This is a genomic window from Stenotrophomonas chelatiphaga (assembly GCF_001431535.1).
Classification (GTDB): Bacteria; Pseudomonadota; Gammaproteobacteria; order Xanthomonadales; family Xanthomonadaceae; genus Stenotrophomonas; species Stenotrophomonas chelatiphaga.
Genome location: NZ_LDJK01000120.1, coordinates 1 through 8071 on the forward strand (window position 1 = coordinate 1; position 8071 = coordinate 8071).

The following is an 8071-nucleotide window of genomic DNA, read 5'->3' on the forward strand; positions in this document are numbered from 1 at the left end:
GCACGGCAACCGACCTCGGCGCGGCCGGCGTGGACCCGGTGTTCGGCAACGGGCTGCTCGATGTCGGCAAGGCCGTCAATGGTCCGGGCCGCCTGGACTGGGGCGATGTCAGCGTCAACGTCAACCGCCTCGGGCTGGATTCGGTCTGGAGCAACGACCTCAGCGGGACCGGCGGCTTGGTCAAGCAGGGCGTGGGTTCGCTGGGGCTGTCAGGACGCAGCACCTACAGCGGTGCCACGCGCATCGAACAGGGCACGCTGGCGCTGCGCGGTGGCGCCTCGATCACCTCCAGCGTGAGCATTGCCGCGCAGGCGGGCAGCCCCAGCGGCGCCGCGCTGCAGTTCATGAACGGCACCACGCGGGTGGTCGGCAACGTCGACAACGGCGCCAGCGTGGTGCTCACCAGCGCCAATGCCGATGCCACCATCGAAGGCAATTACCTCCAGCGCGACGGCGCCCAGCTGATGGTCGCGCTGGGCGTCAACGCCTTGCAGGTCACTGGCACGGCGACCCTGCAGGGCGGTGGCGTGCTGGTCAACGGCGCGATCGCAGGCTATGTGCCGGCCGATGGCACGCGGCAAGCGCTGATCCGCGCACAGGGCGGGTTGTCGGGCCAGTTCAACACCGCCGCGGTGGGCCAGAACGGCGTGTCGCTGCTGGAATCTTCGTACGGGTATGACAGCACCACGGCCTGGCTGGAATTGACCCGGGTCAGCGTGGTCGCTGCGGCCAGCGCGGCGTCGCTGGATGCGCGCGCACTGGCCTCGGCCGGGCGCGTGGAGCGCGCCTTCGAACTGCTCGATGGCAGCCCGGACCTGCAGGGCAGCGCGTTCGCCGATGCAGCCGGCGATCTGCAGCGCACGCCCGGCGGCATCAGTGGCCTGTCGGCCAGCCTGGACAGCCTGTCCGGCAAGGCCCATGCCCTGGCCACCCAGGCCACGTTCGACAGCGTGGACATGAGCCGGCGCGCCGTGGCGGCCCGTTTCGGCCAGGTGCAGGCGCGGCCGGCGCTGCGCGGTGCGTGGCAGAGTGCGCTGGGCGATGCCGGGCAGGGCAACTTCGCCGGCAACGCAACGCAGACCCAGGGCTGGATGGCGGGCCAGGAGAGTGCGCTGGGCGGCAACGGATTGCTCGGCGTTGCCTTCGGTGAGGTGCGCAGCAGCGCCAGCGGCCGCGACACCGGCGGGCTGGGGCGGGATCGCCAGGCACAGGCGCAGCTGTACGCCGGCTGGAGCGAAGGGCGTGGCTACCTGCTGGCGCAGCTGGGTGCCGGCCAGTTCCAGCGACAGGTGGATCGTCAACTGCTGCTGGGTGCGCAGGCCGTCGGCACCGGGGCGCGCTACGGCGGCCGGTTCGCCAGCATGAGCGTGGAATCGGGGCTGCGGTTTGGCGGTGCGCGCGCCGCGCTGACGCCGTACCTGGCCGCCAGCCAGGTGCAGGTGCGGTCGGATGGATTCGCCGAACAGGGCGGGCTGGGCTTCGGCCTGCGCATGCAGGACAACGTGGCGCGGCGCAGCCTGGCCATGCTGGGCCTGCGCGCCGAACGCCAGTGGCAGCGCTGGACGCTGCGCGGCTACTCCGAATGGCAGCAGGAGCTGTCCAGTGAAGGGTTCGATGCGCAGGCCGGCTTCACTGGCGTGGAGGCATGGGCGCCGCTGGTTTCCGGCGCGCTGCCGCGTGCCTCCGGCCTGGTCGGCGTGGCGCTGGAAGCAGGGGTGGGGCGTAGCGGCCGGTTGTCGTTCGGCTACGACCAGCGCTTCGGCGGCGGGCTGGATGTTTCGCAGGCGGCGCTGAACTACAGCACCGGCTTCTGATTCACGGAGGCGCCGAGCCAGGCTCGGCGGCTTTCCGGTGGGTGATGAAAGGCGCCGCGCTTCGCGCTCGCCGAGCGTGGCTCGGCGCTACCGTGTGTCGCCGGTGGCTGATGAGAGGCGCTGGGCTTCGCGCTCGCCGAGCGTGGCCCGGCGCTGCCGGGGTTGCCGTGCAGGGTTCGCGCGGCCGGCGCTCAGCCGGCGCGCAGGTCGCCCAGGCGCGGGGTGGCGCGTCCCATCGGCAGCTTCAGCTTGCCGATCGACTGGATGCGCGCTTCAGCAATGCGGTCGGCCGCGCGCTGCGGGGCGATGTTCTCGCGCTGCGACAGCGCGAAGATGCGGCCCAGGTTGTGGTAGATGCTGCGGATCAGGCGCATCGCGCGTTCGCGGTTGTAGCCGTCGATTTCCAGCGAGACATTCATCACCCCGCCCGCATTCACCGCGTAATCCGGCGCGTACAGGATGCCGCGCGCGTGCAGTTCATCGCCCACTTCCGGGTTGGCCAGCTGGTTGTTGGCGGTGCCGCAGATGATCCGCGCCTTCAGCCGCGGCAGCACGTCCAGGCTGATCGCACCTTCCAGCGCACACGGAGCGAACACATCGGCATTGACCTCGTGGATCTCGTCCGGCTTGACCGCCTCGGCGCCGTACTCGGACACCGCGCGATCAACCAGCGATGCATCCAGGTCGGTCACGTACAGCTTGGCCCCGCGGTCGCGCAGCAGCTTCACCAGTTCCATGCCGATGTGGCCCAGGCCCTGCACGGCGATGCTGGTCTTGCCCACTTCTTCATGGCCCAGCTTGGCCTGCAGCGAAGCCATCAGGGCCTGCAGTGCCCCGTAGGCGGTGAACGGGGCGGGATCGCCGGAGCCCCCGTGGACCTGGTGCACGCCGGTGACGAACTGGCTTTCCAGGTAGATGTTTTCCATGTCGTTGACATCGGTGCCGACGTCCTCGGCGGTGATGTAACGACCGCCGAGCGCATCAACCTGGCGGCCGAAGGCACGCAGCAGCACTTCGGTCTTGTCGGTGCGCGGGTCACCGATGATCACCGCCTTGCCACCGCCCACGTTCAGCCCGGCCAGCGCGTTCTTGTAGGTCATCGTGCGGCTGAGCCGCAGCACGTCGGCCAGTGCCTCGTCGGTGCTCGCGTAGGGGCGCATGCGGACCCCGCCCAGGGCCGGGCCCAGGGTGGTGCTGTGCAGGGCGATGATGGCCCGCAACCCGGCATCGGGGTTGTTGCAGAAAACGACCTGCTCGTGACCGGTAGTGGCGAGGGTTTCGAATAGCATGGCGACTCCGTTGGCGTGAACAGCAGCGAACCACTTCGAACAGGCCAGCAACGATAAGGGTGCAGAAACAAAAAAAGCGACTTCGTCAGTTCAGGGGACGGGTCGCGCGGCGCCATTCTAGTCCATTCCCCGGCGTGGTGTTGTGCACGTCGGGGCCCATGGGCGGGGGGGGGATGGGTTAAAGAAGCGAGCGTAGCGGCCGATGCTGGATGCACGGCGGTGTCCGCCTGAAGCTAAGGACCGGTGCGGTGGCAGTACAGCAATCCTACGCCCGCTTTGCCGGGCCATGCGGGGCGGGCCGATGAGTGCGACGGGCAGCAGTGGCTGGGCCGGCTGGTGGGGGCGGCTGTTCGGCCGTGCCGGGGCGCGGCACGCGACGCAGCAGCGCACGCAGCGCCACGATGGCTTCGTCGCCGAAGCCGTTGCGCCGGCCGCGATGGCTGCCGGTGGCAACGCCGATGCCGATGCCGAGGCGCGGCTGCACTCCGGGCTGTATGCGCTGGCCCTGCACCCGGCCCTGGATGGCGGCGCGGCCTGCCACGGGGCCCTGCTCGAGGCGACCCGGCAGGCGTTGCTGTCACGTGACTGGAGCGCGCGCCAGCTGCCACGGCGCCCGCAGCTGCTGCCGCAGCTGATCCAGACCGTCAACGATCCGGAATCCTCCGCGCGCGCGACCGCCGCGATCATCGGCCAGGACCCGGTGCTGACCGGCAACCTGCTGCGCATCGCCAACAGCCCCGCGTTCCGCATGCAGGAGCGGCCGGTGGACAGCCTGCAGCGGGCCATCACCCTGGTCGGCACCGAAGGCATCCGGCAGATCATCAGCGCCGTGCTGGTGCAGCCGGTGATGCACCTGCAGTGCAGTGAGTTCCCGCAGTTCAGCACCATCATCTGGGAACACGCGCTGCTGTCCTCGCGCGCGGCGGCCGACCACGCGCGCACGGTCAGCCAGCAGGATCCGTTCGCGGCGCAGTGGCTGGGGCTCACCCAGGGCCTGGGCGCCGCGCTGGTGATGAAACAGCTGCTGCAGGAAGCGCAGACGCTGCAGGTGCCGCTGGACTACCCCACCGCCGAGGCGCTGCTGCGCCAGTGGACGTTGCCGGTCGCCCAGCGCGTGGCCGCGGCCTGGGAGCTGCCCGCGCCGGTGCACGAGGCGCTGCAGGCCAGCAACACCAACAGCGGTTTGCCGCGCACCCTGCGCTTCGCCCGCGCCGCGGCAGCCGCCAGCCTGCTCGCGCGGCATGGCCACATCGGCAAGAGCCAGGGGCTGGCCTGGCTGGAGCAGCTGCCCGGCACCCCGCCGCATGCCCTGCTGTGGATCTGGCGGCGCCTGCACGGGCGGCCGGTTGAAACCCTGGCCGACGAACACGACGGCGACGCCTGAGCAGCGTCAGAGCTGTGATTCCAGCGGCAGCCAGCTGATCACCCGTGCACTGGTACGCAGGCGCAGGCTGCTGTCCGGTTCGGTGTCGACCCAATGCGGCGGTGGCTCGCGTTCCAGCCAGCGCACGCGGTCCCGTGGGTCCAATGCCAGCCACCAGCTCTGTTGAGGACTGGACAGCCGCAGGTACTCGGCGGTCAGCTGGGCGGCCAGCACCGGGTCGTCGAAGATCACGCCCATTTCCGTGTTGAGGTAGGCCGAGCGCGGGTCCAGGTTGAAGGAGCCGACGAAGCCGTGCCGGTCATCCAGCACGAAGGCCTTGGTATGCAGGCTGGCGCCGCTGCTGCCGAAGAGCCCGGAGCTGGGTGCCTTGCCATGTGCCTTCAGTTCGTACAGCTGCACCCCGGCCTGCAGCAGCGGCGCACGGTAGGTCATGTAACCACCATGCACGGCGACCACGTCGTTGGCGGCCAGTGAGTTGGTGACCACCCCGACCTGCACGCCGCGTTCGCTCAGCCGGGTAAGGCCATCCAGGCCTTCGTTGCCGGGCACGAAGTACGGCGATATCAGCAGTGCCTTGTGCTGCGACGCCGTCAGCATCTGCACCAGGTCGCTGACCAGCCAGTTCTGCGGGTCATCGCGGCGATGCTTCATCGGCGGATCGGAGACGATGCGCACGTTCGCGCTCCAGTGCAGCGGTGCCGCACTGGCCATGGCGCGCTGGCGTGACTTCGCCACTTCCTGCAGGTAGGGCCTGGCCGATTCCAGCCGCGCTTCGTTGTCCGATTCGCGCATCAGCAGGCGCAGCTCCTGCCGCGTATGGAAGGCCAGCGCGGCGATCGGCACGGCCGCTTCGCTGTTCCAGTAATCGTCGAACACGGTGTTGGCCTGGCCGACCGCTTCACCGGCCACCAGCAGGTCCAGGTCGCGGAAGTTCACGTCCGGGCGCGCGCTGAAGTATTCCTCGCCGATGTTGCGGCCGCCGACGATGGCGACCCGGCCATCGGCGATCCAGCTCTTGTTGTGCATGCGGTGGTTGACCGAGAAGAACCGCTGCACCATCTCCACCATCCGCCACGGCCCGTTGCGGTTGCGGAACGGGTTGTACAGGCGGATCTCGATGTTGGGATGGGTATCGAGCGCCATCATCAGCGCGTCCTTGTCCTGCGCGTTCATGTCATCGAGCAGGATCCGTACGCGCACACCCCGCTCGGCGGCGTCGTGCAGGGCACGCGCCATCAGGTGGCCGATCAGGTCGTCCTTCCACATGTAGTACTGCAGGTCCAGGCTGCGTTCGGCGCGTTCGGTGATGACCGCGCGCGCGGCGAACGCATCCAGTCCATCGGACAGGAAGGCCACGCCCGATGCCCCGGGATGCGCCGCCTGCAGCGCGCTGACCTCGCGGTCGATGCGGGTCTGGGTGGGCTGCACCGGCAGCACGTGCGATGTTTCGCCACGCGCCTGTGGGGTCAGGTGATCGGCCAGCAACAGGCCGGACAGCACCAGCAACACCAGCAGCGCAAGCACGATGGCCAGGCCGCGCAGCAGCCGGCGCCACAGGGGAAGGGGTTTACTCATGCACCGATCCTAACCGCCAGGCCGGTGCACGCGCAGTGCACTGTTCAGAAACGCTCGTCGCTGCCCAGGTAACGCCAGCTGCCCGGGGCCAGCTTGCCCAGCGAGACACGGCCGATGCGCAGGCGGCGGATGCCGACCACCTGCATCGAGGCACCGGCGCAGGCTTCGCGCAACATGCGCGGATGCAGGCCCTTGCCGGCAAAGCGCAGGCGCTGTTCGCTCTGCCAGCTGATCTTGCAACCGGGAATCGTGCGCCCGTTTTCCTTCAGGCCGGTCTGCAGCCGGGCCACGTCCCACATCGCACGCTCGCCCTGGATATCCACCAGGAACTCCTGTTCGGTGCGCGCAAGCTGCTGCTGCAGATGGGCGATGATCAGCGGGTCCTGGCTGACCACCACCAGGCCACTGTCTGAAGCGGGCAGCGCGGCGGCCAGCTGCAGGCCGTGGAAATGGCGCTGCAGCGGACGGATGCTGCCCAGGTCCAGCGGGCTCTGCGATTCCGGGGTGACCATCGCGCTCAGCGTATGCGCGGCGGCATCCACCGGCTTGGCCAGCAGCATGGTCACGCGCTCGGTTTTCTCATCGCGCGCGGACGGATCCAGTTCCACGGTTTCGGTGCTGACCTGCGCCTGCGGCTGTTCCACCACCTGGCCGTCCACGCGCACCCAGCCGCCTTCGATGTAGCGGCGGGCTTCGCCACGGGGGCAGCCGAGCAGTTCGGCCAGGCGTTTGTCGAGACGGGTGGGGAGCATGGGGCAGGGAACCTCAAGGGGGCGCGCAGTGTACCTGCCACGGCGTCGGCCTGCTTCAGCCGCCGCGGTGGGCCAGTTCGGTCAGGAACAGCCGGGTGTCGAATTCCAGCTGCAGGTAGTCCGGTTCCATATGCTGGCACAGCTGGTAGAAGGCCTTGTTGTGGTCGGCTTCCTTCAGGTGCGCCAGTTCATGCACGACGATCATCCGCAGGAAGGCGGCCGGGGCCTGGCGGAACACGCTGGCCACGCGGATTTCGCGGCTGGCCTTCAGGCGTCCACCGTGCACGCGCGACACCGCGGTGTGCAGGCCCAGTGCGTGTTTCACCACTTCCAGTTTGTTGTCGTAGCAGACCTTGTTCAGCGGCACCGACTTGCGCAGGTAGCGGTCCTTCAGGTCCTGGGTGTAGTCATACAGCTGGCGGTCGCTGCGGACCTCGTGCGCCTCTGGATAGCGGCGCTGCAGCAGGGCGCCGAGGCGATCCTCAGCCAGCAGCTGGCGGACCTGCTCCTGCAGGGGTTCGGGGTAGCCGGTCAGGTATTTCAGGGAGGGCATGGTGCCGCCGGGGCTCCGGTATCATGGACGTCCCTAAGATAGACCAGTTGCAGGCAGGACCATGGCAAAGCCGAACGCGCTGCAGGAACAATTGCTCAAGGCCGGGTTGGCCAAGAAGGCGCAGGCGAGTGCCGCGGCCCGCGAGCAGGTCAAGGCCCGCCAGGGCAAGGCGCCGGATGCATCGGCGGACATCCAGCGCGAGGCCGAGCGCGTGCGGCTGGAAAAGGTCGAGCGTGACCGCGCGATCGCCGCCGAACGCAATGCGCAGCTGCGTGCCATCGAGGGCCGGGCGCAGGCGCGGCAGATCGTGCAGGCGCATGCGGTGCCGCACGCGGGCGAGAGCGAGTACCGGTTCACCCACGGCGAGGTGATCCGCACGCTGCTGATCGATGCCAAGCTGCGCAAGGCGCTGTCGGCCGGTGCGCTGGTGATCGTGGCGGCGGGCGAAAGTTACGCGCTGTTGCCGCGCGCGGCGGCGGAAAAGGTACGCGAGCGGGCACCGGAGTTGATTGCGGTCGACCACGGCCAGGCGGGCGAGAGCACGTTCGCGTCCACCGGCAATGCCGAGGACGATGCGTATTACGCGCAGTTCCAGATTCCGGATGACCTGGTCTGGTAACGGGTTTTTTCTGCGCGTGCGCGCGGCTTTGAAGCAACGTCAAAAGCAACGGCAAGAGCTGCAGGGCTGATGGTTGGGTGGGGCG

7 protein-coding genes are annotated in these 8071 nt (G+C 69.0%); 3 read left to right on the forward strand and 4 right to left on the reverse strand.

Annotated elements, in window-relative coordinates:
• Positions 1-1814: autotransporter outer membrane beta-barrel domain-containing protein (locus ABB28_RS17335; RefSeq protein ID WP_057687601.1), on the forward strand; the 1814-nt coding region annotated here is incomplete at its 5' end.
• Between the two features lie 191 nt (positions 1815-2005).
• Here ABB28_RS17335 and ABB28_RS17340 read toward each other — a convergent pair.
• Positions 2006-3103, reverse strand: coding sequence for a Glu/Leu/Phe/Val family dehydrogenase (locus tag ABB28_RS17340; protein WP_057687602.1), 1098 nt, complete (start codon positions 3101-3103; stop codon positions 2006-2008).
• 301 nt (positions 3104-3404) lie between these two features.
• Here ABB28_RS17340 and ABB28_RS17345 point away from each other — a divergent pair, with 301 nt between their 5' ends.
• Positions 3405-4487, forward strand: coding sequence for an HDOD domain-containing protein (locus ABB28_RS17345; RefSeq protein WP_057687603.1), 1083 nt, complete (start codon positions 3405-3407; stop codon positions 4485-4487).
• Between the two features lie 6 nt (positions 4488-4493).
• Here the strand turns inward: ABB28_RS17345 and ABB28_RS17350 are convergent, their stop codons facing one another.
• Genes ABB28_RS17350 through ABB28_RS17360 form a run of 3 tightly spaced genes read right to left on the reverse strand, consistent with a single transcriptional unit; the run spans position 4494 to position 7367 of the window.
• Positions 4494-6062 carry a phospholipase D family protein gene (locus tag ABB28_RS17350; RefSeq protein WP_057687604.1) on the reverse strand — a complete coding sequence of 523 codons (1569 nt, stop codon included), beginning with the start codon at positions 6060-6062 and terminating at the stop codon, positions 4494-4496.
• 44 nt (positions 6063-6106) lie between these two features.
• Positions 6107-6814 (reverse strand): RNA pseudouridine synthase, encoded by a 708-nt coding sequence (locus ABB28_RS17355; RefSeq protein ID WP_057687605.1) that lies wholly within the window; start codon positions 6812-6814, stop codon positions 6107-6109.
• A gap of 55 nt (positions 6815-6869) precedes the next feature.
• Positions 6870-7367 (reverse strand): M48 family metallopeptidase, encoded by a 498-nt coding sequence (locus tag ABB28_RS17360; RefSeq protein ID WP_057687606.1) that lies wholly within the window; start codon positions 7365-7367, stop codon positions 6870-6872.
• Between the two features lie 61 nt (positions 7368-7428).
• On the opposite strand from ABB28_RS17360, the gene ABB28_RS17365 reads away from it, so the two are divergent.
• A complete protein-coding gene (locus ABB28_RS17365; protein ID WP_057687607.1) occupies positions 7429-7986 on the forward strand; it encodes a DUF2058 domain-containing protein in 558 nt (185 codons plus the stop codon).
• Positions 7987-8071: the final 85 nt, after the last annotated feature.